22 protein-coding genes and 1 tRNA gene are annotated in these 25696 nt (G+C 48.3%); 15 read left to right on the top strand and 8 right to left on the bottom strand.

All coding sequences use genetic code 11. The features are described from left to right. The first annotated feature begins 108 nt into the window (after positions 1-108). Positions 109-1290: a beta-ketothiolase BktB gene (gene bktB / locus H4O21_RS10905; protein ID WP_182808906.1), complete on the top strand. Its 1182-nt coding sequence runs from the start codon at positions 109-111 to the stop codon at positions 1288-1290. A 117-nt stretch (positions 1291-1407) separates the two neighbouring features. Here the strand turns inward: bktB and H4O21_RS10900 are convergent, their stop codons facing one another. Beyond that, positions 1408-2442: a glycosyltransferase family 4 protein gene (locus H4O21_RS10900; RefSeq protein ID WP_182808905.1), complete on the bottom strand. Its 1035-nt coding sequence runs from the start codon at positions 2440-2442 to the stop codon at positions 1408-1410. 162 nt (positions 2443-2604) lie between these two features. Here H4O21_RS10900 and H4O21_RS10895 point away from each other — a divergent pair, with 162 nt between their 5' ends. From H4O21_RS10895 to H4O21_RS10885, 3 genes are all read left to right on the top strand, one after another. After that, on the top strand, positions 2605-3354 hold the full coding sequence (locus H4O21_RS10895) for a glycosyltransferase family 2 protein (protein WP_182808904.1): 750 nt from the start codon (positions 2605-2607) through the stop codon (positions 3352-3354). Between the two features lie 77 nt (positions 3355-3431). Then, positions 3432-4682: an O-antigen ligase family protein gene (locus H4O21_RS10890; RefSeq protein WP_182808903.1), complete on the top strand. Its 1251-nt coding sequence runs from the start codon at positions 3432-3434 to the stop codon at positions 4680-4682. A gap of 68 nt (positions 4683-4750) precedes the next feature. Beyond that, positions 4751-5719, top strand: a complete 969-nt coding sequence (locus tag H4O21_RS10885) for a glycosyl transferase family 90 (protein ID WP_182808902.1) — start codon at positions 4751-4753, stop codon at positions 5717-5719. A gap of 43 nt (positions 5720-5762) precedes the next feature. Here the strand turns inward: H4O21_RS10885 and waaF are convergent, their stop codons facing one another. Beyond that, positions 5763-6794, bottom strand: a complete 1032-nt coding sequence (waaF, locus tag H4O21_RS10880; protein ID WP_182808901.1) for a lipopolysaccharide heptosyltransferase II — start codon at positions 6792-6794, stop codon at positions 5763-5765. 259 nt (positions 6795-7053) lie between these two features. Here waaF and hldE point away from each other — a divergent pair, with 259 nt between their 5' ends. Beyond that, the gene (hldE, locus tag H4O21_RS10875) at positions 7054-8493 is read left to right on the top strand and encodes a bifunctional D-glycero-beta-D-manno-heptose-7-phosphate kinase/D-glycero-beta-D-manno-heptose 1-phosphate adenylyltransferase HldE (protein ID WP_182808900.1); all 1440 of its coding nucleotides are present in this window, start codon (positions 7054-7056) and stop codon (positions 8491-8493) included. A 173-nt stretch (positions 8494-8666) separates the two neighbouring features. On the opposite strand, the gene H4O21_RS10870 is transcribed toward hldE, so the two are convergent. Continuing rightward, positions 8667-9032 (bottom strand): DUF2750 domain-containing protein, encoded by a 366-nt coding sequence (locus H4O21_RS10870; RefSeq protein WP_182808899.1) that lies wholly within the window; start codon positions 9030-9032, stop codon positions 8667-8669. Between the two features lie 187 nt (positions 9033-9219). Between H4O21_RS10870 and H4O21_RS10865 the strand changes: the two genes are divergently transcribed. Further along, on the top strand, positions 9220-10080 hold the full coding sequence (locus H4O21_RS10865) for a putative RNA methyltransferase (RefSeq protein ID WP_182808898.1): 861 nt from the start codon (positions 9220-9222) through the stop codon (positions 10078-10080). A gap of 52 nt (positions 10081-10132) precedes the next feature. Here H4O21_RS10865 and H4O21_RS10860 read toward each other — a convergent pair whose 3' ends face one another. Further along, the gene (locus H4O21_RS10860; protein ID WP_182808897.1) at positions 10133-11092 is read right to left on the bottom strand and encodes a GntR family transcriptional regulator; all 960 of its coding nucleotides are present in this window, start codon (positions 11090-11092) and stop codon (positions 10133-10135) included. A 266-nt stretch (positions 11093-11358) separates the two neighbouring features. On the opposite strand from H4O21_RS10860, the gene H4O21_RS10855 reads away from it, so the two are divergent. Next, positions 11359-13569, top strand: a complete 2211-nt coding sequence (locus H4O21_RS10855; RefSeq protein ID WP_182808896.1) for a TonB-dependent receptor — start codon at positions 11359-11361, stop codon at positions 13567-13569. A gap of 89 nt (positions 13570-13658) precedes the next feature. On the opposite strand, the gene H4O21_RS10850 is transcribed toward H4O21_RS10855, so the two are convergent. From H4O21_RS10850 to H4O21_RS10840, 3 genes are all read right to left on the bottom strand, one after another. Next, entirely contained in the window at positions 13659-14180 is a 522-nt protein-coding gene (locus tag H4O21_RS10850) for a lactoylglutathione lyase family protein (protein WP_182808895.1), read from the bottom strand. A gap of 307 nt (positions 14181-14487) precedes the next feature. Then, complete coding sequence (locus tag H4O21_RS10845; protein ID WP_182808894.1) at positions 14488-15222, bottom strand: spondin domain-containing protein; 735 nt, start codon at positions 15220-15222, stop codon at positions 14488-14490. A 10-nt stretch (positions 15223-15232) separates the two neighbouring features. After that, on the bottom strand, positions 15233-15961 hold the full coding sequence (locus H4O21_RS10840) for a spondin domain-containing protein (RefSeq protein ID WP_182808893.1): 729 nt from the start codon (positions 15959-15961) through the stop codon (positions 15233-15235). A gap of 319 nt (positions 15962-16280) precedes the next feature. On the opposite strand from H4O21_RS10840, the gene mazG reads away from it, so the two are divergent. Continuing rightward, entirely contained in the window at positions 16281-17210 is a 930-nt protein-coding gene (gene mazG, locus H4O21_RS10835; protein ID WP_182808892.1) for a nucleoside triphosphate pyrophosphohydrolase, read from the top strand. 339 nt (positions 17211-17549) lie between these two features. Here mazG and H4O21_RS10830 read toward each other — a convergent pair whose 3' ends face one another. Then, positions 17550-18020, bottom strand: a complete 471-nt coding sequence (locus H4O21_RS10830) for a hypothetical protein (RefSeq protein ID WP_182808891.1) — start codon at positions 18018-18020, stop codon at positions 17550-17552. Positions 18021-18107: 87 nt separating this feature from the next. Between H4O21_RS10830 and H4O21_RS10825 the strand changes: the two genes are divergently transcribed. The 7 genes from H4O21_RS10825 to H4O21_RS10795 all read left to right on the top strand — a co-directional run bounded on the left by H4O21_RS10825 (position 18108) and on the right by H4O21_RS10795 (position 25483). Continuing rightward, a complete protein-coding gene (locus H4O21_RS10825; RefSeq protein WP_182808890.1) occupies positions 18108-18668 on the top strand; it encodes a nitroreductase family protein in 561 nt (186 codons plus the stop codon). A gap of 219 nt (positions 18669-18887) precedes the next feature. Beyond that, positions 18888-19340 (top strand): YiiD C-terminal domain-containing protein, encoded by a 453-nt coding sequence (locus H4O21_RS10820; protein WP_182808889.1) that lies wholly within the window; start codon positions 18888-18890, stop codon positions 19338-19340. Between the two features lie 152 nt (positions 19341-19492). After that, positions 19493-19580: transfer RNA gene (locus tag H4O21_RS10815), tRNA-Ser, on the top strand. Positions 19581-19620: 40 nt separating this feature from the next. Then, entirely contained in the window at positions 19621-20037 is a 417-nt protein-coding gene (locus H4O21_RS10810; protein ID WP_182808888.1) for a hypothetical protein, read from the top strand. A 113-nt stretch (positions 20038-20150) separates the two neighbouring features. Further along, positions 20151-21380, top strand: a complete 1230-nt coding sequence (locus H4O21_RS10805) for a bifunctional alpha/beta hydrolase/OsmC family protein (RefSeq protein WP_182808887.1) — start codon at positions 20151-20153, stop codon at positions 21378-21380. Positions 21381-21820: 440 nt separating this feature from the next. Beyond that, a complete protein-coding gene (locus H4O21_RS10800; RefSeq protein ID WP_182808886.1) occupies positions 21821-24019 on the top strand; it encodes a sensor histidine kinase in 2199 nt (732 codons plus the stop codon). 48 nt (positions 24020-24067) lie between these two features. Next, complete coding sequence (locus H4O21_RS10795) at positions 24068-25483, top strand: sigma-54-dependent transcriptional regulator (protein WP_182808885.1); 1416 nt, start codon at positions 24068-24070, stop codon at positions 25481-25483. Positions 25484-25696: the final 213 nt, after the last annotated feature.

Genomic DNA, 25696 nt, shown 5'->3' with positions numbered 1-25696 from the left:
TATCCGGCAACCGGTCAGGCACAGACTGGTAAGCCATTATTTCAGCGGGGACCGGGCACAGGTTCCGCTTTAAATTCTGCAGGTTCACCCCTGCTATCGTGGAGAGCAATGATGACACATGAAGTCGTTTTTCTGAGTGGAGTACGCACGGCCATCGGTGATTTTGGTGGCAGCCTGAAAGATGTTCCTGCAACGACTCTGGCGGCATCAGTAACCGCAGAAGCGGTGAAACGTGCGAACATTCAGCCTGAACAGGTAGGGCATGTCGTCTTTGGTAACGTACTGCACACTGATCGTCGGGATATGTATATCAGTCGCGTTGCGACCCTTGAAGCAGGTCTGCCGGTAGATACCCCGGCGCTGACAGTCAACCGTCTGTGCGGCAGTGGCCTGCAGGCGATTGTAACGGCTGCACAGCAGATCCAGCTGGGTGTCTGTAAGTCAGCGGTAGCTGGTGGCGCAGAATCGATGAGCCGTGCACAGTACTGGCTGCCAACGGCTCGTTTTGGTCAGCGTATGGGTGATGGCCAGATGATCGATTCCATGACAGGTGCACTGACCTGCCCGATGGAAAACTACCATATGGGTGTTACCGCTGAGAATGTGGCTCAGGAATGGGGGATCAGCCGTGAAGAGCAGGATCGTCTGGCGGCTCTGAGCCATCAGCGAGCAGAACAGGCGACCAGTGAAGGCCGTTTTGCCAGTCAGATCATGCCGGTCGAACTGAAAAGCCGTAAAGGGACAACAGAGTTCACCACAGATGAGCATGTGCGTCAGGGGTGCCAGCCAGAAGACATGGCCAGATTGCGTCCGGTATTTAAGAAAGACGGTTCAGTGACTGCCGGTAATGCATCCGGTCTGAATGATGCAGCTGCCGCGGTGACTATGATGTCTGCGGATGAAGCTCAGCGTCTGGGACTGACGCCTATGGCTAAACTGGTGGGTTATAGCTTTGCAGCTGTTGAACCTAAGTTTATGGGCATCGGTCCGGTACCGGCTATCCGTGAACTGCTGGAAACCCATCAGCTATCCGTTGCAGATATTGACGTATGGGAAGTGAATGAAGCCTTTGCAGCCCAGGCACTGGCTGTGGCTAAAGATCTGGGTTTACCGGAAGAGAAGCTGAACGTGAATGGCAGCGGTATTTCTCTGGGACACCCGGTTGGTGCAACCGGCGCGATTATCACGGTTAAAGCACTGTATGAACTGGAGCGTGTTCAGGGCCGCTATGCGGTGATCAGCCTGTGTATCGGCGGCGGTCAGGGTATCGCAATGCTGATTGAGCGTTAAGGATCACTCATTTGAATAGTGGTTCTATTGTTTAATGAAAGACAAAGGCCTGCCGGTGTGCAGGCCTTTCTTTATTCAGTGGTTGTGAAGTGCAACAACAATCATCCGTTTCAGGCGTTAACGCTCACTGAGAATCTCCTGGTAGATCTTCAGATAAGACTGAGCCATCACTTCCGGTGTGTAGTTCACCAGATGTTTATGGGCTCCGGCAACCAGTTGCTGACGCAGCTCTTCCGATTCATACAGACGTACAATACCATCGTATAAAGCCTCTGCATTTTCTGCCGGCACCAGCAGACCGGTTTTTTCATGATGAATAATATCCGGAATCCCTCCAGCTCTGGCCGCCACGATAGGCACACCGGCGTTCATAACATCGAACAGGGTTGAACCCAGACCTTCATTTCGGGATGGAAAAGCAAACAGATCCAGACCAGGAATATAATCACCAATATTACTTTTAAATCCCATCCAGCTGATATTATCCAGCTCGGCAGATTCTGCTTTTAATGCTGCTTCATCCTCACCTTTACCAAAAAACAGGATCTGAATCTGAGGATGTGACTGCTTCAGCCTTCCTGCCGCCTCGATCAGGATACGCTGGCCTTTGTGCTTGTCTACCAAAGCACCGATATGACCCAGGATAAACTTATCTGCAAATTCAGCTCTGAAAGCCTCAGTTACACTGGCATCAGCGCTCATACGAGCCATAACACTGGGCACCAGCTCCACTCTGGACCAGTTTCTCTGTTTCAGATGATCGGCAATCAGATTGGAGATAGCCACATTGCGTGCAGCAGCAGAATAGGATTTGCGGTTAAACCATTTGGTTTTAACCGGAGTATCGACCCGACGGGTCAGAATATAAGGCGTTTTATTCAGCTGATGTTCCAGCCAGGCCCAGTGGACGCCTTTGGCTTCGTGAGCATGGACGATGTCCGCCTGAGCTTTCAGGCTGTGCCCTGACAACTGCCCGGCAGCATCACAGAAGCTCAGCCCTGATGTATCCTGCAGGCGATCACGCAAAGGGGAATCCGGGCGACAAGCCAGTACCTGCTGAATATCCAGATCCGATAATGCCCTGATCAACAACTCTGTCTGGCGCTCACCGCCGCGGAAACCTCGGGCCAGATTGACGTGTAAGACTTTCAATGGGAACTCCTGACAGTGATTGCAGTTTTAAACTTGACGTGCTGGTGATAACCCAACAAAATTCGACACCGGATGGCTTTCATCGCTAGCAAATCAGTATCTGATCATCCACGATCTGATTAAGAATATGGCTTCATTATCAGCGGGTTAACGTGGCAAATTATGATAAAAGATATCTCAGCTGTAATCATTACTAAAAATGCGTTACCCACCCTGAAAGATACTCTGGCCTCTCTGAAAGATTTTGAGGAAGTGCTGGTTTATGACAATGGTTCTGATGATGGCACTCTGGAGTTGTTGCGGGAAACGCCCAATGTCCGCCTGGAGCAGGGTGAATTTATGGGCTTTGGTCCCACCAAACAGCATGCGGTTAATCTGGCCAGCAACGACTGGGTATTATCGCTGGACGCTGATGAAACCCTGACTCCGGAGTTGCAGGATGAGCTGAAGCACTGGACAACTCAACATTCTGCCGACACCCTTGCTTATGTCCTGAGAAATAATTTTTTTCTGGGACAAAAAGTACGCTATTCCGGCTGGGGCAATGACTGGCTGATCCGATTATTTAACCGTCAACACTGCAATTTTAATGATGCTATGGTACATGAAAACATCACTGTACCTGCAGACAGTAAGAAGGTTCGTCTGAAAGCGCCAATCAATCATGCTGCAGTGACAGAGCTTAATCAGTTTCTGACCAAAGTGAATCGTTACTCCGATATTCGCGCGGCAACGATGAAGAAAAAGCATCACCCTGCAGTGACCTTACTGAAAGCCATGTTTGCTTTTTTCCGCACCTATATACTGAAACTGGGCATTCTGGATGGCTGGCCCGGACTGGTAATTTCGGTTTCCAACGCCAATGGTGTGTTCTGGAAAAATATCAAACGCTATTACCGGGACAAAAACTGAAGCAGGTAAAAGGGCCTTTACCTGCTGATTATCACTGACTTTTGTCCATCATCTGACTTACCCCATAGGGCATTGTTTTGCTGAACCGATTAGGCTGTCATATCTCCTCTGTATCTGTGTTTGTTTTCCTGTCACTGGCTCTGGTGACAAAAAGCGGTTATTCCTACGGTGCTGCAGTACTCTTTCTGAGCGGGCTGACACTCTTGCCCCGAATCCATCGTTTACGACTGGATGCCAGAGATCTGAGCCTGATCGCATTACTGGGCTTTTACTTCCTGATTCTGCTGGCGGATGTCGTACTGCATGATATGCCTGTCAGGGAGCTGGACCGGCCTTCACGCTTCCTGCTGGTCATTCCGGCGTTGCTCTTCCTGCTGCGCTACCCGCCAATTGCTGGCTTTTTCTGGGGGGGACTGGCCTTTGGAGCCATTATGGCAGGTATCTGGGCATTCGATCAGAAAATCAACCAGGGCGTTCTCAGAGCCAGCGGCTTCACCCATACCATTCAGTTCGGCAATATTGGGATGCTGATGGGGGTGCTCTGTGCTGCCGGTATCTCCTGGGCCTGGCAACAAAAGCTACGGGGCATCTGGACACTGCTATTAATTGCCGGTGTGATTATGGGCGCTATGACCTCCCTGTTCTCCGGTAGCCGGGGTGGCTGGATTGGTATCCCCTTTATTCTGCTGGTGCTGTACCAGGCTTACGCAGGGCAGTTTGGTAAGAAACTCATGTATGGAGCAATCGTATCTGTCATAGCCTTGTTTATTCTGGCCTGGATGATTCCATCCACTGGAGTTAAGCAACGTGTAAATCATGTGTCTCAGGATCTTCAGCTCTACTTTGAGGATAATAATCCCAACTCTTCCGTAGGGTTAAGACTGGAAATGTGGAAAGGGGCCTGGCAGATTGTTCCGGAAAGACCTCTGTTTGGCTGGGGCGAAAATGGCTACCATGAGCGCAAACAGCAATTGATCGAGGATCAGCAAATCAATCCGGCCATTGAGCCTTATGATCATCTGCATAATGAATTTATTAATGCCCTGGTGATGCGCGGTGTGATTGGGCTGGCTGGCTTACTGCTGCTTTATCTGGGCATTGCCCGCCTGTTTTCATCCGGTAAAAATGGCCCACCCGAGTCTCGCGCCTATGCCACTGCAGGGGTCTTACTGGTGTTGTGTTACATCGACTTTGGCCTGACTCAGGTATTTTTCAATCATAATAGTGGCGCTATTTTCTTCCCTTTTGTTGCGGCAATGCTGTGGGCTTTGTACCGGCAAAGTGAAAAGAGAAACTCTGGTGTTATTGGCTCTGCTCTGTATCGATAAACAATACGGGCGTAACAGGCTATCAGGTAACTGATACCCACTTTCTGAATAAAAGACTGAGTGGATTAATGGCTAAGTTCACAGATCGTTTTGACCGACAAAAAAATAAAATCAGTTTTTATCTGACAGGATTATTGCAGGACGCCTGCCCGGATCAGCTGTTTGCCAGACAACTGCCGGATATTCTGAATGACCTTAAGCCAGAGGAAAGCGATTATATTCTGGATCGGGTGAACTATTACAACAGACTCAGTCAGCCTTTTTCCCTGCCGGATGATGCTGTACGTAAAAGCGACTTTTCCAGCGCAAAAAGTAAAGCTTACTACTACGATATGCGCAGGGTGGTACGTTATTTCCCGGATGATATTCGTTTCAGCCCTATGTTTGGCGATATCGTAGAAGTACCGGAACAACCTCACTTCCTGAAAAGCCGGCCGATAGCACGTAATAATGTGCCGGATAATGCTAACTCAGTGCTACTGAAGCTGAATAGTGTGCGTCATTATTACCATCTAAAGGATGAGCTGGCATTTGAACAGAAAGCTGACAGAGCGGTCTGGCGAGGCAAGATCTATAAGCAATGGCGTCAGACATTTGTCACGCGTTTTCACGATCACCCGCTGTGTGATGTCGGTCATGTGGACACTAAAAAACCGGATATCCCAGGCCTTAAAGCCTTTATGGGAATCAGAGATCAGCTGAAATATAAATATATCATCAGTATTGAAGGCAACGATGTGGCTACGAATCTGAAATGGATTATGGCCTCGGGTTCAGTGGCGATGATGAGCCAGCCCAAATACGAAACCTGGTTTATGGAAGGCAGGCTTGAACCGGGTGTTCACTATATTGGCTTAGCCGATGAGCTGGCAGACCTGGAAGAACAGCTGGAATACTACAATCAGCACCCTGACGAAGTCAGACAGATAATTCATAACGCCAATCAGCATTTTCAGCAGTTTATGAACCATGACAGAGAGCGTCTGATCTCTTTACTGGTTATGAAAAAGTACCTGGAGCTATCAGGGCAGATTTGATCTGCCCGGATGATATTGTGAGAACTCTGCTCTGTTCTCTGAATTAATGAGCTTCAACGCCCTGTAGTACAGAATCAACCGACAGCTTATTCAGACAATCCGTGTGTTTCAGCGGGCAATGGCGTTTAAAGCAGGGGCTGCACTCCAGGTTCAGGCTGTGAATCTGTTTTTTCTCTGTCAGCGGCGGAGTAAATTCAGCAGAGGATGAACCATAAATGCCATGTACAAACGTACCGGCAGCCGCGGCGACATGCATCAGGCCGGAGTCATTACTGACGGCCTGTTCAGCCAGAGCAAGCAGATCAACGGCATCACTCAGGCTGGTTTTGCCGCACAGGTTGTGGATATCCTGATGCCCGGATGCGGCAATGGTATCACCAGCCACAGCTTCTTTCGGACTGCCCAGAATCCAGACCTGATAGCCTTTTTCTGCCAGTTGTTCCGCCAGAGAACGGAATGATTCCAGGGGCCACTGTTTTGCAGGCCCATATTCAGCGCCTGGCATCAGGGCTATACCTGGTTTTTCACGGTCAAAGCCAAACTTCTCGATCAGGATCTGTTGATTATCCTGATTCACATCCAGTGCCGGGTCCGGCAGGTTATCCAGATGATTGCCCTGGCCGTTCAGAGCGGTATCGTAAGCAACCTTTTCCAGACCCAGAGCAAAAAAGCGTTTGACCGTTTGATTCAGAATTTTTTTATCCAGTTTGCGCCGGTCATTTAATAAGACAAAACGCTGTTCACCATGAAAGCCAGTACGTTGTGGAATATTGGCAGCATAAGGCACCAGTGCCGATTTCCAGGAACGGGGCAGTACCAGTGTCCGGGTGTACTGAGTCTGACGCAGGGATTTACCCAGTTGCCAGCGGTCCTTAAAGCGGAATTCACCATGCCCTGTCGGGAGTATGATAGAATCGTTCACCTCAGGCATACGGTCCAGAATCGGTTTGGACCAGGCGGGCGCCAGAACATCAATCCGGGCATCCGGGAAGCGCTGTTTGAGCATGATAAAAAGGCTTTGTGCCATAACCATGTCTCCAACCCATGAGGGACCCGCAATAAGAATTTTTTCCATGCCTGATGTGTACCTTAAATGGTGAATTAACGCTTAAGCACCTGAACAAAAGTATCTCTGCAAAAGGTGACTGCATTCTCCGGCCCACGACTGGAGAGCAGCAAAATACTTTTGTTCAGGTATGAAATACTCTGATGTGCAGAGCGATTCTGCAGATCTGATGATGTTATCAGATTGCCTGCAGAGCGGATTTTACATGGATCAGAGAAGTCAAAACAGACTGCATTCTGCTTCGGATAATCGACAGGTAAATTTTTTCATGCATTTGTTCAAACCCACAGACCGCCAGGTGCTGGTAATCGGCGATGTTATGCTGGATAAGTACTGGCACGGTTCCACTAATCGAATCTCTCCTGAAGCCCCGGTGCCTGTTGTAAAAGTTAATGATGTGGACAGTCGTGCCGGTGGTGCCGCCAACGTTGCACTCAATATCGCCGCACTGCATTCTGAAGCTCGTGTTGCCGGTCTGGTCGGACAGGATAATGAAGCTCAGGAACTGCAACAGCTACTGGAAGAGCAGAAAGTCAGCACCCACTTTCTGGCGGCCGATGAGCAACCAACAATCAGTAAGCTGCGTATTATGAGTCGTCATCAGCAGCTGCTGCGTCTTGATCAGGAAGAATTCTTTCCAGCAGAAATCGCACAACAGATGACCGACGCTCTGCATACTGATATTGCCCATTGTGAAGTCGTGATTCTGTCGGATTATGCCAAGGGAGCCATTCAGCAACCACAACAGCTGATTGCACTGGCACGTCAGGCAGGAAAGAAAATTCTGGTTGATCCTAAAGGGACCGATTTTGAGAAATACCGGGGCGCGACTCTGCTGACACCGAATATGTCTGAGTTTGAGGCGGTTGTCGGAGAATGCCACAGTGAAGAAGTGGTGGTCGAGCGTGGTTTCCGTTTACTGGATCACCTGGAACTGGATGCGCTTCTGGTCACGCGCAGTGAAAAGGGCATGACACTGTTCCAGCAGGGACAGGACCCGGTCTACTTTGCGGCAAATGCCCAGTCTGTGTTTGATGTCACCGGTGCTGGCGATACGGTGATTGCTACTCTGGCCACGGGACTGGCAGGCGGCCTGTCACTGGAAAGCTCAGTAGAGATTGCCAATATCGCAGCCGGTATTGCGGTTTCAAAACTGGGGACAGAAACGGTCTCTCTGGCAGAACTGAATCAGGCCATTGAAACCTACTATGGCCTGGAGCAGAACAGCGTTCTGAATGAAGCGGAGCTGATTCAGCGATTAAATATTGCCCGTGAACGTGGTGAGCGTATCGTGTTTACCAATGGCTGTTTCGATATCCTGCATCCGGGACACGTCAGCTATCTGGAACATGCCCGCAAGCTGGGAGATAAGCTGATTGTGGCGGTAAACTCCGATGCATCTGTTTCCCGTCTGAAAGGCCCGACCCGACCGATTAATAACCTGACTCATCGTATGCATGTACTTGCCGGACTGGCATCCGTAGACTGGGTGGTGCCATTTGAAGAAGATACACCGGCTCGCCTGATTGCCGCCCTGAACCCTCACATTCTGGTCAAAGGCGGAGATTATAAGCCTGAAGAGATTGCCGGAGCCGATACTGTGATTGCCAATGGTGGCGAGGTGCGCGTGCTTAATTTTGAAGAAGGTTATTCAACCACAGGGATTATTCATGCAGCTCATCAGGCCAGCATGAGTCATCTGGAATAACAGGTTGTAGAATGTCACAACACGTTTTCCAATATGTGCAGGTATTCTGTCATCCGCAGCCTCACAGTGAATAATACGGCGTAATAATCAAAGGGCTCTGCTTATTGAAAGCGAGCCCTTTTTATTGCTTTACAGGTTCTGATTTCTCTTAGTTTAAAGAGAGACGGATAAACTCAATCAACATCAGCGCCAGCTAAGTTTTCTGCCAGACTTTTAGGTTCAACTTCCAGACCTTCCAGTTCACTGTTCCAGTTGGTGCCAACCAGTACACCATCTTCATCCAGTTCTGGCAGCCACTCCTGAACAAACTCTTCAATCTCAATTTTTGACACCTGATAGTCAGACCACTCGCCAACACAATGGGCTTCAGCATCATCTTTATCAGACCAGAATGGCATCACATCAGTATCTTCAAACTCTTCTGAGTCAACAACAACCCAGCCATCATCAGACTCAAGGCTCCACAGTTCGCCGTTAAAGCGAATCTCTTCAACAAACAGAGCGTGGTTGTCATCCAGGTTATCGGTCAGGCGCGTCATAGTTCATCCACCAGAAAAAAATCAGTCCAGAGCCAACAAGGCTAAAGCCTTGTATATGGCTGCCAGATTAGCACGCTTTTGCAGAAATACTACAGATATCGGCGATATTCTTGACGTTAAAGACAGAAAAGCCTAGATTCCACCGCGTCTTACCGCTCTGCATAACCGATAACAGGAAAAAAGCCTCATGGCCCGCCAGATTCCCGCTCAGAACCTTATTTGCCCACTGGACCAGAAACCACTGCAGCAGGAAGGCAATAGCCTGCGTTGCGAATCAGGCCATAGTTTTGATATTGCCCGTCAGGGATATGTCAATTTACTCCCCGTGCAGAAAAAGCGCTCTAAAGATCCGGGGGACAGTAAAGAGATGATCATCGCGCGGCAGAACTTTCTTAGTGCGGGTCTGTATCAGCCAGTGTCTGAACACCTGAACCAGCTGGTGAAGCATCTGCAGCCCACTCAGCGAAGCTGTATTATTGATGCGGGTTGCGGGGAAGGTTATTACCTGGATCGGCTGGAACAAATGCTTAATGAGCAGACACCAGAAGCAGAACATAACCTGATCGGTCTGGATATTTCTAAATGGGCAGTACAGGCGGCTGCAAAACGCAATAAAAATATCAGCTGGATGGTAGGTACTAATGCCCAGATTCCGGTGCAGTCGGAATCAACGGATATAATTATCTGCATGTTTGGTTTCTATGACCTGGAACGTATGGCTGAAAAGCTGAAGCCGGGCGGGCTGGTGATTCTGGCAGAGGCCGGAAGTGAACACCTGATCGAGTTACGGGAACTGATCTATTCAGAAGTGCGCAGAACCCCTTTGCCGGATCTGAGCGATGCGTTAGCAGAGCAATTTCACCTGGTTAAAGAAGAGCGTTTGACCTTCAATCCGGATACGCTTGATGCTCAGCAGATTCAGGATCTTATGGTGATGACGCCCCATTTGTACCGGGCCAGCTATGAAGGCAAACAACAGGCACAATCATTAACCGAATTAAAGATTACCGCCGATGTGGTATTCCGCGTATTGCAAAAAAACGGCTGATACCTTTATTTACTCTTCACACCTTTATGCAGCACATGATCTAAAGGGAGCATCAACGCGGTTTAAAGCTATCCTGTAGCCACTGTTTAAGCTGTTGTGCTGAACAGTCTGACAACTGCTGATAGCTGGTTTCCATTACCCGGATATCATTTTCCAGCAAGGCCTTCAGCTGAACCGCAGCGTCGGTATTATCTCCTGCCAGCACAGCATCCAGAATATCCAGTCGTCGCTGGCAGGCTTTTACTACCGATGATTTCAGATACATTGAAATCAGATCCGTTGCCTTACGCAGTCTGTTCTGTTGTTGCATCATCCCAAGCAGGAAACGATTGCCTGAGCAGCCCATCAACCCTTCATGAAAATCTGCACTCAGCTGGAATAGCTCCCAGGCAGAAACACGATTAGGTTGTCGGATAGCCGCAAGATGCCTGTGCCGGATCGCTTCCACTCGCTCCTGATCCAGTTGCCATCGGGGTTCAAGCAGGGCTGCTGGCTCAATAATCAAACGACAACGATAGCTTTCATAATGATGCTGCAGATTGTTTAACCCCGGATTAACCTGCCACTTGTAGCCAGGCTCTTTACTGATCAGGTGATCCCGCTCCAGCTGGCGTAACAGTGCCTGGCTGACCGGACGGCTGATCTGATAACTCTGAATCAGATCCTGTTCAGAAAAACGGCTATCGGGCTGTTTAAAAAACAGATCCAGCAGTATTTCCATATAAACCTGTTCTTGTGCTGCAGTAGGTACAGCAGACTGATCGGGGACACGGATACCGATGGCATCTTGCTGTAATTCAAATCCCTTGTAAGGCAGAGATAAAACAATACCCTGTTCCTGCAGATAGTTCAGGGCAGCGCGAACAGGTGTACGGGAAACACCGAAACGTTCGGCCAGTTCTGCCTCCTTCAGACGAAAACCCGCTGCAATCTGTTCCGACTTCAGCCAGCTCACAATCTGACTGGCCAGTTTTTTCTGTAATGGTGTGGTGTGTGATTTTTTTTCCGACATATCCGGGTCCGGGAAGCACTTATAGAGATACCGTCTCTGGTCACTCTGAGTGTTATCAGATGCTCTGGCGGTGCTAATTGTATATCACTCATAACAGTGATCAACATTACAGCGCTTATCTTATCTGGTAAGCATATGATTATCTTATTTTTATCGGTGATTTATGTATACCGGGGAGTTTTCAAATAAAAAAACGATTGATAATGATTCTCTATAAATATAGTATTTTCGCACCAAAAATACTATTTAAAAACAGGAGTTTCTCCGTGCCCTCACTCTCTTCTGCTTCTATCCCTGTATTCCCACGTTCTTTACTGGCTATCTCGGTTGTCATGGGGATATCTGCCTCAGCTATTGCCGCTGATACCAATATAGCCAGTGATATGGATAATCTGGTGGTCACTGCCAATCGCACCTCTACTCAGATCTCAGATATTCCAGCCACGGTTCAGGTGATTGAAGCAGAACAGATTGAACAGCAAATCAATGCTGGAATGGACTTTAAGGATGCCCTGGCTCAGTTGATTCCGAGTCTGGATGGAGGCAGTCAGGGACGGACTAATTATGGCCAGCTGATGCGGGGCCGCTCTGTCCTGGTAATGATTGATGGGGTTTCGCTGAACTCCAGTCGAAGTGTCAGCCGACAGTTTGAGTCCATAGACCCATTTAATATTGCCCGTATAGAAGTGATTGCCGGGGCCAGCGCTATTTATGGTGGTGGTGCCAGTGGTGGCATCATCAATATCATTACCAAAAAAGGGCAACAGGCTGAGACTCAGTTCAGCCTGCAAACCGGCCTGAAAAGTGGTTTTGACAGTAATGATCTGGATAGCCAGCTGGCAGCCTCTGTTCAGGGTCAAAAAGAACAACTGGATTACCGGGTATCGGCATCTTTGCGTCAGACCGAAGGCTTCTACAATCCAGATGGTGATCAGGTTCTGCCTGATATTACCCAGACCTCATCTCAGCATATTAAACAGATGGACCTGATGGCCAATGCCGGAATTCAGCTGGCGGGTCAACAGCGCCTGGAGCTGGTGGCTCAGTACTTTATTAATGAGCAAGATGCTGATAGATCAGCTTATTTTGGTCCGGGTTATGCTGGTTTCAGTGATCCCTCACAGATTAGCGTAGAAAATGGCCTGGTGTTATCAGATCAGCCATCCACAGAACGCCAGTTACTAAACGTGCAGTATTCAAATATGGATCTGGCTGGACAAGCGCTGTATTTACAGGGTTATTACCGCAATGAAGAGATGCAGTTCTTCCCTTTCCCACGTATTGCCGGATCAGATAGCACCCTGAGCGCATCTAATCAGCAAACGGATGTCTATGGCGCAAAAGCGGTGATGGTCAGTCAGCTGAACGATAATAAAACTGAACTGGTATACGGACTGGATCTGAGTCGGGAGAACTTTGACAGCAGCCAGCAGTATTATGATTTTGCTGCCGCTGCTAACAGTGGTGGTCTGGTTTATCACCCAACAATCCGTACGGGGCGATATCCGGGCATTGAGATTGATACCGCTGCTCTGTTTTTACAGAGTAATTCAGAGCTGACCAACCAGCTGACACTGAATGCCGGTGTGCGTTATGAATACGCCAATGCCAAAGTAGATGATTTCGTTGCCACTACTCAACAGTATATGGTGGCAACAGGCCTTCTTCCTTACGCTGATGCCGTACCTGGCGGAGAAGCAGATTACAACGCCACCCTGTTTAACTTAGGAGCCGTGTATGATCTGAATGCAGCGCATCAGTTCTATGCAAATTTCTCCCAGGGCTATGATATTCCTGATCCGGCAAAATATTATGGCTACGGCAGCTACGAAGGTTCTGAGCTGATTTCCGGTATTGATGTTGCGAGTAATAAAGCGGACGCTATAAAAACGGATTCATTTGAACTGGGCTGGCGTTTTGCTCAGGACAAACTGAACACCCGCGTAGCGGCTTATTATTCTCTGTCTGATAAACGCATTACCAACAGCAGTCGTAATCTGTCTGTTCAGGTAGTGGATGATGAGAAACGAGTATACGGTCTGGAATCTGCAATGGAATATCAGATTAATACTCAATGGTCTGCTGGTGCCAATCTGCATTTGGTGAAATCAGAAAAAGAAACGGATGACGGCTGGCAGGATATTGAAGCCTACTACGCCAGTACAAATAAGCTGGGAGCCAATATCAACTGGCAGCAGGATAAGCTGGCTCTGCGGCTACAAGGTACCCAGATTGCAGACTATACCGATGATGCTGATCGTAAGCTGAATGGTTACGCTGTATTTGATCTGCTGGGCAGCTATAAACTACCAGCAGGCACTCTGAATTTTGGTATCAGCAACCTGCTTAATGAAGAGTACCAGACTCTGTGGAGTCAGAAAGCACAGATGCTATACGCGCGCCTGACCGATCCGGCCGTTGTCACGTTTGAAGGTCGTGGGCGTACCTACTCCGTGAGCTATACCCTGGATTTCTGATTATCTGCTTTAATACAGATCGGACTTTTAGCGTCTCCTGCCAGAGTAAAATCTGGCAGGCGATTATTTCTTATCAAATCTATTTACCTTCAGCGCACATTAACCTGAGAACAATAAGCCCCGCTGGCGTAATGCAGCTCATAGCTGTGACTGTAAATTTCCAGAATATTGCCAAATGGATCTTCCATATAAATCATGCGATATGGCTTCTCTCCGGGGTAATAATAGCGTGGTGCAGGCATACGCTTTTTACCACCAGCAGCAACAATCTTATCTGCCAGCTCTTCAACATTCGGGTCCTGAACGCAAAAATGGAAAACACCGGTTTTCCAGTACTCAAAATTATTTTCCGGGTTTTCCTGATTTTTAAATTCAAACAGTTCAACGCCAACCCTGTCCCCTGTCGACAAGTGCGCGATACGAAAGCGCTCCCAGCCTGCACCAAAGACATCCGTACACATTTCACCTATGGCTGAATCATCTTCTGTAATCCCGGTTGGTGGCATGATCAGATACCAGCCCAGTACTTCGGTATAAAACTTAACAGCAGCTTCCAGATCCGGTACTGAAATACCGATATGAGAAAAGGTTCTTGGATAAGGATTAGACATCACGATCTCCGCGGTTCTGCACTATGGAATAACCGCAAGCTTAGATCTGATTTAAAAAGGTTAAAAATTATGATTTTTTCTTATTTTAATAATTTTTTATTATCAATATAAAATGGCTCTTGAATGACAGACTATAAACCCGGAGAAACAGACAAAACAGAAGGCTGATTATCAAACAGCTCAGAAAATAGCAGGTCAGAAGAAAGCCCCGGTCGCTAAGTAGTTTTCAGTGGCAGATCTGCACCAATCAATACACTGAGAACCTGAACTTAACCCGAGGCCTTCTTCTGAACACAGGATACACGGTTTACTGAATTCGGGTGATCGTCATACGGGTAATTGGATTATCCCAGCGATGCATTTCATGCAGAGCTGAGTCAACCAGACCACCATCAGCAGTCACCACGCCAGAGTGCATCAGTACCATATCTCTGATGTCATCCCGGTCAGCATTAAAGCCTTCACCACCAGCGGCAGGTCCAGGGATCGAAGCCGCTGTTTCACTATTAGCCTCTGTTCCGGTGTCATAGCCGATGGTGTTCATACTCAGGCTTTCACCATTAGCCAGAGAAGATAAATCAATGCCATTCAGCCCGGTGATCGCATCGTTAGTATTAACCAGCATCGTGACGGCCGTCAGTTTCAGGTCTTCACTGTTTGCTGCTGTCACCGACAGGGTCAGCGTCTCCGTGCCACCCGGCGCCAATGGAGCGGATGCTGTCGCAGTACCATAAACACCGGCATGAGAACCTGCTTCACTGATCAGGGCACTGTTATCACCACCTTCTGCCAGTTGCTCCAGAGCAACCGATGAAGCTTGCCCAACAGTAAAGGCATGATAATCACTGTTATGGCCTACAAGCGCTACCGGAGACAGTGGTTGTCCTGCTGTCAGATTAGTAATAGCAACCTGATACATACGATCAGTTGTGTCTGCAGAACTATCAGAATGACTGCTACCGTTACAGGCTGCCAGTAGCCCGGCGGCAGATATCAGGGCCAGGCTGCGGGTCAGAGTATTTAATCGGAATGATTTAGTCATGATGCTGGCCTCAGTTTACAGTGATCACTACACGGGCCACAGGGTTTAACCAGCGATGTACGACAGAATCGATATCGCTGACGCCACCAGATGCATCGGTATCACCCAGTACATTACGGTGAATATGCACATAACCTTCAGCATTGCTGGCTACACCTGTACCATTATTGCCAGCAGAGGTGTCAATAGGGCCCGGAGCCGGAAAACCCGGTGTACCCGGTGCGCCACCGCCACGGATTTCATCATTGGCTTCTGTGCCCGCATCGTATGCATTCAGGTCGTAGGTGTATGTGCCTGGCGTAGCTGGAATTGCCATATTATTCAGGGCAACAAAACCATCATTCGTCGGCAGCATCATAGCGACCAGAGACAGATGAGTATTAGCCGCATTGGCATCGGTGTTCAGAGAAAATGATGTACTCATACCAGGCTGAAGCATACCACCAGCCGGATTTTCAACGACGACCGCACCAGCAGCAGACAGATCCGCACTCAGACCAGCAATATCACCGCCTTCAGCCATCGCCTGCAGATTCGCGCTGGCTGCTTCTCCGGCGCTGAACAATGCATTGGCCGGATTATGGGCACCTGCCAGTACCGGAGTAAAATAAACACCGCGGGTCAGGTTTGTGATACTGACTGTCAGATCGGCTGCACCAGCCTGCAGACTGGCACCCAGGATGGCAGTTCCCAGCAGGGTTGAGCGAAGTAGCGTAGCCGGACGGAAAAAGTGATTCATGGGAGCATTCCTTCGGGACAGAGTAAAAATTCAGATCAGCACCAGGCCGTGCCCCGTGCTCTCTTTGTTGATGTGTTAACTGTCGCCCGGTACCGGAATTAAATCCTCACAAAAGAATCACAAGTGTTTAAAATCTCACTCACAAACAATTCCTGCCATATTGATGTCTTTTTTAACAATCCGTTATAACAAGTACTTCTCTGAAAAAGTCATCATTCGTAAAGATATAAAGCGGTAGAGAATTGGCAATGACTCAGGATATATGCTTTTCTTGCTGCTGTTTTTTTTACCAGTATTTGCATATCGATCAGGAGCTTTCATGAGCCAGCACTATTCTGTTCAGGATCTTACATACCTGATGGCCCGTTTACGTGACCCGGAGACCGGATGTCCGTGGGACAAGGAACAGACCTTTGCCACTATCGTACCCTATACCCTGGAAGAAGCTTATGAAGTGGCAGATACCATTGAGCGTGAAGACTGGTCTCACTTGAAGGATGAACTGGGTGATCTGCTGTTTCAGGTAATCTATTACGCTCAGATGGCAGATGAAAAAGGCTGGTTTAAGCTGGAAGATGTGGTTCATGGTCTGACAGAAAAAATGGTACGTCGCCATCCTCATGTATTTGAAAATGGCCACCTGTATGAAACGGCCCCTGAGAATAATACAGTGCCCTCTGAGACAGAGACAAACACTGACTTAACCATTTCTGAACCTGGGCAAAGCGGTGCTGCTCTGAACACGGTTGCGGAGACGGATATTGCACGGGCAAAAACGGATCAGCAGAGCGTTAAGCAAAACTGGGAAGCCATTAAAGCTCAGGAAAAAGCAGAGAAAGGTATTACCGATGAGAATCCTTCGATTCTGGCGGATGTGCCGGTTACCTTACCTGCACTCAGTCGGGCAGCCAAGCTACAAAAAAGAGCGTCCCGCGTCGGGTTTGACTGGCCGGATATTCAGGGCGTACTGGATAAAATCCGGGAAGAACTGGATGAAGTACAAGAAGCAGTAAATGAGCAGGATATGGTGGCTGCTCGCAAAGAATATGGCGATTTGCTGTTTGCCAGCACCAATCTGACACGTTTTCTGAAACAGGATCCGGAAACAGCTCTGAGAGGCACAAACCGTAAGTTTGAACAGCGCTTTCGTTATATCGAACAAAAACTGTCAGAAAGAGCACTGACATTTGACGATGTCGATCTGGCACAAATGGATGCCTGGTGGGATGAAGCCAAATCACTGGAATAATAAACCTCGACAGCCAGATTGAGATCGCGATGGCCGACTTAATGGTAGCAGGTAGCCCCGGTTAATCTGGATAAGAAAGTTGAGGATTCTGCTGCTTTTTCAGAGCAGTTTTATGATGAATAAAGACCGTCTGAAGAAATATCTGGAGCAGGCTCAGTAAGCAGGTCAATCTTAACAGTATGATCTTGCCTTGAACCTGTTCCGAAAGGAATATATTCCGAGCAACATCACGTCCAGTCTCTTATCAGACCGGGCGTGCTGCTTCAGAAATGAAACTAAGGACAGTATCCGGGGTATCAGCTGCATTAGTACATATCAGCTCCGCTCAGGTGCAAACAACTACTTGCTTTTAGCCTGTTCAATGATACGTTTCGCCTTTTTCAGCTGCTCTTTATACTGGTCAACGCGCTCTTCAACAGCCCCGGCTTCTTTGCGGCTGTGGTTAATGTATTCTTCCAGATGATGCAGTGTACTCTTCTGCTGGGCCAGTACATCAGGTGAATCCGGTTGCAGCTCCAGCGCCTCCGTCAGCTTACGCATATTGGCTGTCAGCAATAATTTTTCATCCAGCATCTTGCGCAACTCACCGATTTCACCAGTAATACGACTGGTATCCAGGCTGGAAACATCGGCAGTATTCGGCATAGAGCCTGAACCGGATTTTTTGCCTGCGGTTGGATCAATACCCTGTTTCAGCTGCGTAATCTGCTTTTTCAGATAACGGGTATACAGCAAGAGAAAAAACACAGCACCAGCCAGAACAACAATTACCTGGATGATGGCCAGTTGTGCCATTGAAAGTGAATCCATGTCACAATTCCTTATATCAGAATCAGTTAGCTTAATTCTACCCTGTCTGTTAGTTATCGACTATTCAGGGCTTGTCTGGAGATTGTAATGAAAACAGAAGATTTGTTACTGCAGAGAAATTCTCATCCCAAACTGGGCGGAGAAGTGCCTGATCCGGAAATCATGGAGTTTCTGTATCAGGCGGCGCTACGTGCCCCTGATCATGGAAACCTGCGTCCCTGGCAGTTTGTTGAGTTTACCGGAGAAGGCCGTGACAAACTCGGACAATTATTCTGTGATTCGCTTCTGTCAGAGCAACCGGATGCCGATGAAGCGGCACAGCGCAAGCGCCGCAATATGCCATTAAGAGCACCTGTGGTGATTGCTGTAATTGCAAAAGTGGTCTCTGATCATCCCAAAGTACCGGTGATTGAACAGGTAATTTCAGCAGGTACTGCAGCTCAGAATATTCTGCTGGCAGCTCATGCTAAAGGTCTGGGAGCCATGTGGCGCACAGGTGATGTCGCATTTGAATCCACTGTAGCAGAAGGACTGGGACTGAGTGGCGACGATGTGATCACAGGTTTTATTTATCTGGGAGAGATTGAAGGACGAACCAAACCCGTACCAGAACATAATAGCGATGATTTTGTTCAGCGCTGGAGCTGATTACCTGCAACATCGTTAATAATAGCTGCTGCAACATAAGACTTATTCTGTTTTACCAGGATTGAAAACAGTGTGCCTGTGACAGGCAGATATCTATCAACGCAGCAATAACGGACTGTAGCTCTGGATTTCAGCAGCTGCAGTCTGGTTTATCTCTGTGTCAGCTTGCGGATCATTGACATTACAGAGTCGATTTTTTCTTGAAGGAGATCTTTTTCCGTGGATCAGCAAAGAACCGATCAGTTTTTACAGCATATTAAAGGCCATATCCCTCTGGTGAATCATATGGGACTGAACCGGATCTGTTTTGAACAGAATGTGGTGGAGTTTCATATTGATCTTGCTCCTAATCTGAATGATAAGGGCACAGGCTTTGGCGGTTCTATCAGTGCTTTCTGCACTCTGGCGGGTTGGGCGCTGACAACTCTGATACTGATCGATCATGATCTGGAGCGCAGTGCTGTTGTTAAAAGCGGCACTATCGATTTTTTTGCTCCTGTAACAACAGACTTTATTGTCCGCTGCTATAGCCCGGAATCTTCCGGACCGGAACTACTGGTAAACCGGGTACGTGAAAAAGGACGGGGTAAACTGCCTATTATTGCCGAAATATGGCAGGGAGAGACGCTGGCAGTACGATATAGCGGAGATTATGTGGCCTTCGAAGGCTAGAGAGCGCATTCTTTCAGTAAATAACGGCTAACCCTTTGTCGGAGTTAAAAAAAATCAAATAAAGTTTAAAAAAGGGGTTGCACGTAGCAAAAAGTATATATAGAATACGCGCCATCTTGTTGAGGCACAGCCAGCTAAGACAAGCATATTGTGGAGAGGTGGCCGAGTGGTCGAAGGCGCACGCCTGGAAAGTGTGTATACCGAAAGGTATCGAGGGTTCGAATCCCTCCTTCTCCGCCAGAATTTAAAAAGCCTGCTAATACGTTAGCAGGCTTTTTTTGTGCCTGAATATAGCCATTCTTCTGCATTGACTGCCCCGCTTCCTGCCCCCCCTCACACTGACTCCGTTCTTTTTAGCTTCTGTCGACAGCAAAAAACAATTACCAGATCTGTGCTGGTGGCACTGGAAGGTTCTGCTACGGAACAGCTTTCTGCCCGATGGCAGGGTTCTATGCTCTGGCAATGTAACAGCCCGGTTCGCCCCCGCCATAAACGTAAAAACTGTTTTTTCAGTGAGCAGGCTTTTACAGTCCCCGACTCCGGTGTAGCCGGTGATGAGCACAGAGAGATTCAGTTCCGCAGTTGTCCGGCGTCAGGAGCAGGCCCAGCATGTGAATACAACCGGTTCAGCGATTCAGAAACGGCCAGTATCAGAGAGAATCAGTGCATCTGTTTCGCTTTTTTTATCGTAAATTAAAAAATAATGATACAGATATCAGACACTCTATGCTGTAGACATATTGCTTACTGAGCATAGATGCTCAGTGAGAATATCTGAACCTGAAGATACCAGGATGACTGGAGGGATAGATGAAAACAGAACGTCTGGAATTTACTGGCCACGATGGCGCAACGTTAGCCGCAAGACTGGATTTACCGACTGGAAAACCGGCGGCTTATGCTCTGTTTGCCCACTGCTTTACCTGCTCAAAAGATATTCCGGCAGCACGCCGGATTGCTCAGCGGCTGGCGTCACTGGGCATCGCGGTACTCCGGTTTGATTTTACCGGTCTTGGGCACTCCGGAGGTGAGTTTGCCAATACCGGTTTCAGCTCCAATGTGCAGGACCTGCTACAGGCGGTGGATTATCTGAGGCAGTATCATGAAGCTCCTCAGTTACTGATTGGTCATTCTCTTGGCGGAGCCGCTATGCTTGCCGCCGCCGGGCAGGTCGAAGAAGCCAAAGCAGTAGTAACGATCGGCTCTCCGGCAGATCCCGAGCATGTGCTGCATAACTTTTCTCATAAGGTAACGGAGATCTGTCAACAGGGAGAAGCGGAAGTTCAGCTGGCCGGACGCCGCTTCACCATTAAACGTCAGTTTATTGATGATATTTCAGCTTCATCGCTGAAAGATAAAGTGGCTAATCTGAAAAAAGCCCTGCTGGTGCTGCATGCTCCACTGGATGAAACAGTCGCTCTGGACAATGCTGCCAGTTTGTTCCAAATGGCGAAACATCCCAAGAGCTTTATTACTCTGGATTCAGCGGATCATCTGCTGACCCGCGCGGAAGATGCTGAATATGCCGCAGAGATGATTTCTGCCTGGGTGCAGCGCTATATTGATGTCAGTTTACTGCCTAAGCTGATGAATGCGCCAGAAGGCATGGTTCGGGTCAGTGAAGCAGACCCGGACAGCTTTACTCAGGATATCAGTGCGGATGGCCACCATCTGGTAGCAGATGAACCTGCCGGTTATGGCGGTCATTATCTGGGTGCTACGCCATATCAGCTGGTATCTGCCGGGCTGGGTGCCTGTACCTCTATGACAATTCGTATGTACGCCCGACGTAAAAAGCTGAAGCTGGAGCATGTACAGGTGGATGTAATCCATAACAAAGTGCATGCCGAAGATTGTGAAAGCTGCACTCCGGATGCTAAAGCAGCTGGCAGGATTGATCGTTTTGAACGCCAGATTACCCTGATCGGAGACTTGTCCGACGAAGAGCGTCGTCGTCTGCTAGAAATTGCAGACCGTTGCCCTGTTCATCGCACACTGGAAGGTGAAATAGAAATTAAAACCATCTTGCAAGAGCGTTAAAGCTCCAAATTAAGGCCTTAATCAGAGTGGCTATGATCAGGGACAAGTAACACCTCATGCTGCTGATAAATATCCCGATACCGTCCGCTCTGTTTTAACTGTTTACCCTGATTAAAATCCCCCTGCTACGCATCACTATGAAAAGCCGCTATCTAAAATCTCCAGGTAAGCGAAGTGTGGGCCCGAACTGGCACCCTATCGAAACTCTGTTCTTCGAGAATATTTATTGATCCCAGATAACATCTGGATAAGTTACGATACATCCAGGCCGGATTTATACCTTCATTAGTCCGAGCATTATCAAAAGGGTTCAATCAGCCGATTTTTTACCGATGAATCAATCCTGAGAACCTGAGCAGAATACAGAGCAGATGTATCCGAATAATTTAATTACCTGGGACATATCTGTGTCAATTACGGTTGAATCCATTGAGTGAATTATGTCCTTAACCTCTTATCCTGACGTCCGTTCATCAGACTCTTCTGCTCATAAGAAAACAGCGACAATTGCTCCAAGAATACTGGCTATTGTAATTTATCTGATATTGTCACTAGTGATTACCTGGCAGACCATTACCTTTGCCCGGACCTGGACTTTGCAGAATCTCCATCAACAAGGTTCAGATGAGCTCCTGCAGGTGATTACTCAGATACGTGAAGCGATGAGTGAATACCGTTATCTGCCTTTTCTTATTTCGCAGAATAAGGATGCCAGAGACCTGCTGGCCATGCCATTTTTTGATATCCGGGATGAGGTCAGTCTGTATCTGGAGCAAATCAACTTAGTAGCAGGCTCATCAGCAGCTTTTGTACTGAATGCGGATGGCCAGCCACTGGCATACAGCCACTGGCGTGAAGAGCAGGATTTCTTCCTTCGAAGTCACAATAATCAGGCTTATTACCAACAGGCCAGAGACGGACACCGGGGACGACAGTTCAGTCTGAATTCCGGCCATCAGAATCCGGCTTACTTCCTGTCATCCCCCATTTACGATGGTAAGCGCTTTATCGGTGCAGCAGTGGTGCGTATTGAGACCGACCAGATGATGCGTCAGATACGATCACCAGATACCCTGGTACTCAGCGATGAAGCAGGAAATGTTTTTTTCAGCACAGGGCCCTTTAAGCGTTTTCAGCCTCTGCAACAGCAGATGCAACAGAGTAGTATTTCTCTGTCTGATGGTATTTTTGCTCAACTCTGGAAACAGGGAAAGGAACAATGGCTGGAGCGATCTGTAGTACTGGATGATATTACCTGGCGAGTTACGGTATTACAGAGTACTCAGGTGGTAAAACGTAACGTACGTAATGCCTTTCTGTTCTCTGTCGGAGGCTTTCTGGCCTTAGGACTAGCGGCATTGTTACTGCGTGAACGGCGGTTAAAGCTACGCTCCCAACATGAAACCCGTCTGGCACTGGCACGTAGTGAATCTCAGAAAAAAGCGATTATTAATAATGCTCAGGTAGGATTGTTACTGGTTAACCCTCAGGCAAGGGTCACTTTTGCTAATGAAATGGCATTGCAGCAATTTGGTATTTCTGTGCCTTTGATTATGGATAAAGAGGTGACAGGTTTACTGGCTGCAAACGAAATCACTCCGGTTCACCGGGTGCTCAGCCGCCTGGAGCATAAAGGGTTTTCACCTTTAATTGGTTATGAGTCATCCGGATTGCGTGCTGATGGCTCAGAATTTCCAATTATGATTTCAATTCGCCGGATGCAATACAGCCAGGAACGCTTGTATCTGGTGACCGTGATCGATATTTCCCGACGGAAGAAGCTGGAACTGGAGCTGTATCAGGCGAACCTCTCTCTGGCGGAAGCGAATAGCTCTCTAGAAAAAGCCAATGAATTCCTTGAATATAAAGTACAGGAACGAACCAGAGCCCTGGAAACGGCACAGGAAGAGCTGGTGCAGGCTGAAAAGCTGGTAGCATTGGGCAGAATGTCATCTGCCGTCGTGCATGAGCTGAATCAGCCCCTGACCGCTATTCGCAACTATGTCGCTATATGCCGACAGATTTTACGGCAGCCAGATATGCTGGCTGATAGCCTGGATGTAATCGATGACCTGACTCAGCGCATGGCACAGATAACAACCCAGCTGAAAACCTTTGCTTATAAGAAGCCACAACAAAGTCAGCCAGTGCCACTACCGATGGCGATTGACCAGGCTCTGCTGCTATTCAGACAAAGACTGATTGATGACAACATTCACATGCAGGTTAGTCAGCCGGAGGAAACCCTGTACATTCAGGGAGACAGCGCAAGACTTGAACAGGTGCTGGTGAACCTGATCAGAAATGCTCTGGATGCGCTATCAACCGTATCCAGTCACTCAGATGAGGCTACTCAGGAACCTGAAGTATCGCTAACAGTAACCGCCAGCTCTGACAAGGTTCAGCTAATAGTACTGGATAATGGCCCTGGCATCGCGCCTGAATTATTACCTCAGCTGTTTGATCCATTTGTAACCTCAAAGACCATCGGTCATGGACTGGGCTTAGGTCTGGCCATTGTGCGTTCTATTCTGCAAGACCTGGGGGGCAGTATTCAGGCTGAAAACAGGGCAACATTGGAAGGAGAGAAGACAGGAGCAAGCTTTACGGTCACTCTGCCCCGGACCTGCCCTCACTGATCCTTTATACTGCGTATACTTTTCAAGAACTCAGGAGCTTTTACCTGTATGACTCAGTCACAGCCTCGTTCCACATCTCAGCAAAACACCCATCATAGCAGGGGAACTGTGTTGTTGGTGGATGATGAAGCCCTGGTACGCCAATCTACTGAGAAATGGCTACAAATGTCTGGTTTTGATGTAATTGTCTGCGACAGTGCCCGAAATGCCCTACAACATATCTGCCCTGAGTTCACAGGCATTGTAGTCACAGATGTACGCATGCCAGATATGGATGGCCTGACACTGATGGATCAGTTATTACAGCAGATTCCGGAGCTGCCTGTGGTACTGGTTACCGGGCATGGTGATGTGGATATGGCGCTGAATGCGATGCGCAAAGGGGCCTATGATTTTATTGAAAAACCGTTTAACCCTGAACGTCTGGTAGAAACTCTGCAACGGGCATGCGACAAACGCCGCCTGATGTTGGAGAACCTGCGTTTACAGCAACACCTGTCGGATTCTACCGGAATCGACAAGCGCCTTTTGGGGATTTCCGCTCCGGCTCAGCACCTGAAACAGGAGCTACTGACACTGGCAAACCTGAATACCAATGTCATTATTTATGGTGAAACCGGCGTCGGAAAAGAAGTGGCTGCACAGTGCCTGCATGAATACAGCAGCCGGAGCAAAGAAAAGTTTGTGCCGATTAATTGCGGAGCTATTCCGGAATCTCTGATTGAGAGTGAACTGTTTGGTCATGAAGCAGGTGCTTTTACCGGAGCCAGTAAACGCCGGGTGGGTAAATTTGAATACGCCAGTGGCGGCACTCTGTTTCTGGATGAAATTGAAAGTATGCCGCTTAATCTGCAGATACGTCTGCTGCGTGCTCTGCAGGAAGGATTAATTGAGCGCCTGGGAGGGAATAAGCCGATCCCGGTCGACCTCAGGATAATTGCTGCGTCTAAAAGTAACCTGAAAAATGATGATAACTTTCGTCAGGACCTCTTCTATCGCCTGAATGTAACCCAGCTGCATATTCCCCCGTTAAGAGATCGACAGGAAGATATTCCTCTGCTGTTTGAGCACTATATTCACCAGACCGCTGCAGATCATGGCAGGGAAGCTCGTCCTTTACCAGAACAAGAGGTTCGCAATCTGCAGCGCTATCCCTGGCCAGGCAATATACGTGAGCTGAAAAATGTGGCCATGCGTTATGCGCTGGATCTGAGGTTATCCGTGGCCAGTATTTTGTTTCCGGATGAACAACCGATGCAGGCATCAGAGCTGAAAACAGATCCTTCACAACCATTAGCGGTACAGGTAGCAGCATTCGAAGCTGAAGTAATTCGCCGTAGCCTGGCGCGGCATAATGGCAATATCAAAGCCGTACTGGAAATACTGGATTTACCCAGACGTACACTGAATCAAAAAATGGCTCGCTACGGTATTCGACGGGAAGAATTTACTGGTGAAGACTGAGCTCGCCTGTCTGATACCTGCACTATTGAAGTGGCCCCTATAGATTAGAAATAGCGGGCCCAGAGATATTCATAACACTACAGCTTCGTTGGCTCAGCTTTTCCGGCCCCATTTTCTTTCCCCAACGAAAAAACCCCGGTCATAGAGACCGGGGTTCTTAATTTAAAGCTTGATGATGTCCTACTCTCACATGGGGAGGCCCCACACTACCAT

Origin of the sequence: Oceanospirillum sediminis (genome assembly GCF_014164585.1) — a bacterium.
Taxonomy (GTDB): domain Bacteria; phylum Pseudomonadota; class Gammaproteobacteria; order Pseudomonadales; family Halomonadaceae; genus Oceanospirillum; species Oceanospirillum sediminis.
This window is presented reverse-complemented; position numbering and strand designations above follow the sequence as displayed.

Excerpts from the sequence above, each read along its gene's own strand:
- H4O21_RS10865 (WP_182808898.1), top strand. The coding sequence starts at position 9,220 with ATGGCCCGCCAGATTCCCGCTCAGAACCTTATTTGCCCACTGGACCAG.
- waaF (WP_182808901.1), bottom strand. The coding sequence starts at position 6,794 with ATGGAAAAAATTCTTATTGCGGGTCCCTCATGGGTTGGAGACATGGTT.
- mazG (WP_182808892.1), top strand. The coding sequence starts at position 16,281 with ATGAGCCAGCACTATTCTGTTCAGGATCTTACATACCTGATGGCCCGT.
- H4O21_RS10845 (WP_182808894.1), bottom strand. The coding sequence starts at position 15,222 with ATGACTAAATCATTCCGATTAAATACTCTGACCCGCAGCCTGGCCCTG.
- H4O21_RS10895 (WP_182808904.1), top strand. The coding sequence starts at position 2,605 with ATGATAAAAGATATCTCAGCTGTAATCATTACTAAAAATGCGTTACCC.
- H4O21_RS10860 (WP_182808897.1), bottom strand. The coding sequence starts at position 11,092 with ATGTCGGAAAAAAAATCACACACCACACCATTACAGAAAAAACTGGCC.
- H4O21_RS10805 (WP_182808887.1), top strand. The coding sequence starts at position 20,151 with ATGAAAACAGAACGTCTGGAATTTACTGGCCACGATGGCGCAACGTTA.
- H4O21_RS10800 (WP_182808886.1), top strand. The coding sequence starts at position 21,821 with ATGTCCTTAACCTCTTATCCTGACGTCCGTTCATCAGACTCTTCTGCT.
- H4O21_RS10795 (WP_182808885.1), top strand. The coding sequence starts at position 24,068 with ATGACTCAGTCACAGCCTCGTTCCACATCTCAGCAAAACACCCATCAT.
- H4O21_RS10885 (WP_182808902.1), top strand. The coding sequence starts at position 4,751 with ATGGCTAAGTTCACAGATCGTTTTGACCGACAAAAAAATAAAATCAGT.
- bktB (WP_182808906.1), top strand. The coding sequence starts at position 109 with ATGATGACACATGAAGTCGTTTTTCTGAGTGGAGTACGCACGGCCATC.
- H4O21_RS10840 (WP_182808893.1), bottom strand. The coding sequence starts at position 15,961 with ATGAATCACTTTTTCCGTCCGGCTACGCTACTTCGCTCAACCCTGCTG.
- H4O21_RS10825 (WP_182808890.1), top strand. The coding sequence starts at position 18,108 with ATGAAAACAGAAGATTTGTTACTGCAGAGAAATTCTCATCCCAAACTG.
- H4O21_RS10870 (WP_182808899.1), bottom strand. The coding sequence starts at position 9,032 with ATGACGCGCCTGACCGATAACCTGGATGACAACCACGCTCTGTTTGTT.
- H4O21_RS10850 (WP_182808895.1), bottom strand. The coding sequence starts at position 14,180 with ATGTCTAATCCTTATCCAAGAACCTTTTCTCATATCGGTATTTCAGTA.
- hldE (WP_182808900.1), top strand. The coding sequence starts at position 7,054 with ATGCATTTGTTCAAACCCACAGACCGCCAGGTGCTGGTAATCGGCGAT.
- H4O21_RS10830 (WP_182808891.1), bottom strand. The coding sequence starts at position 18,020 with ATGGATTCACTTTCAATGGCACAACTGGCCATCATCCAGGTAATTGTT.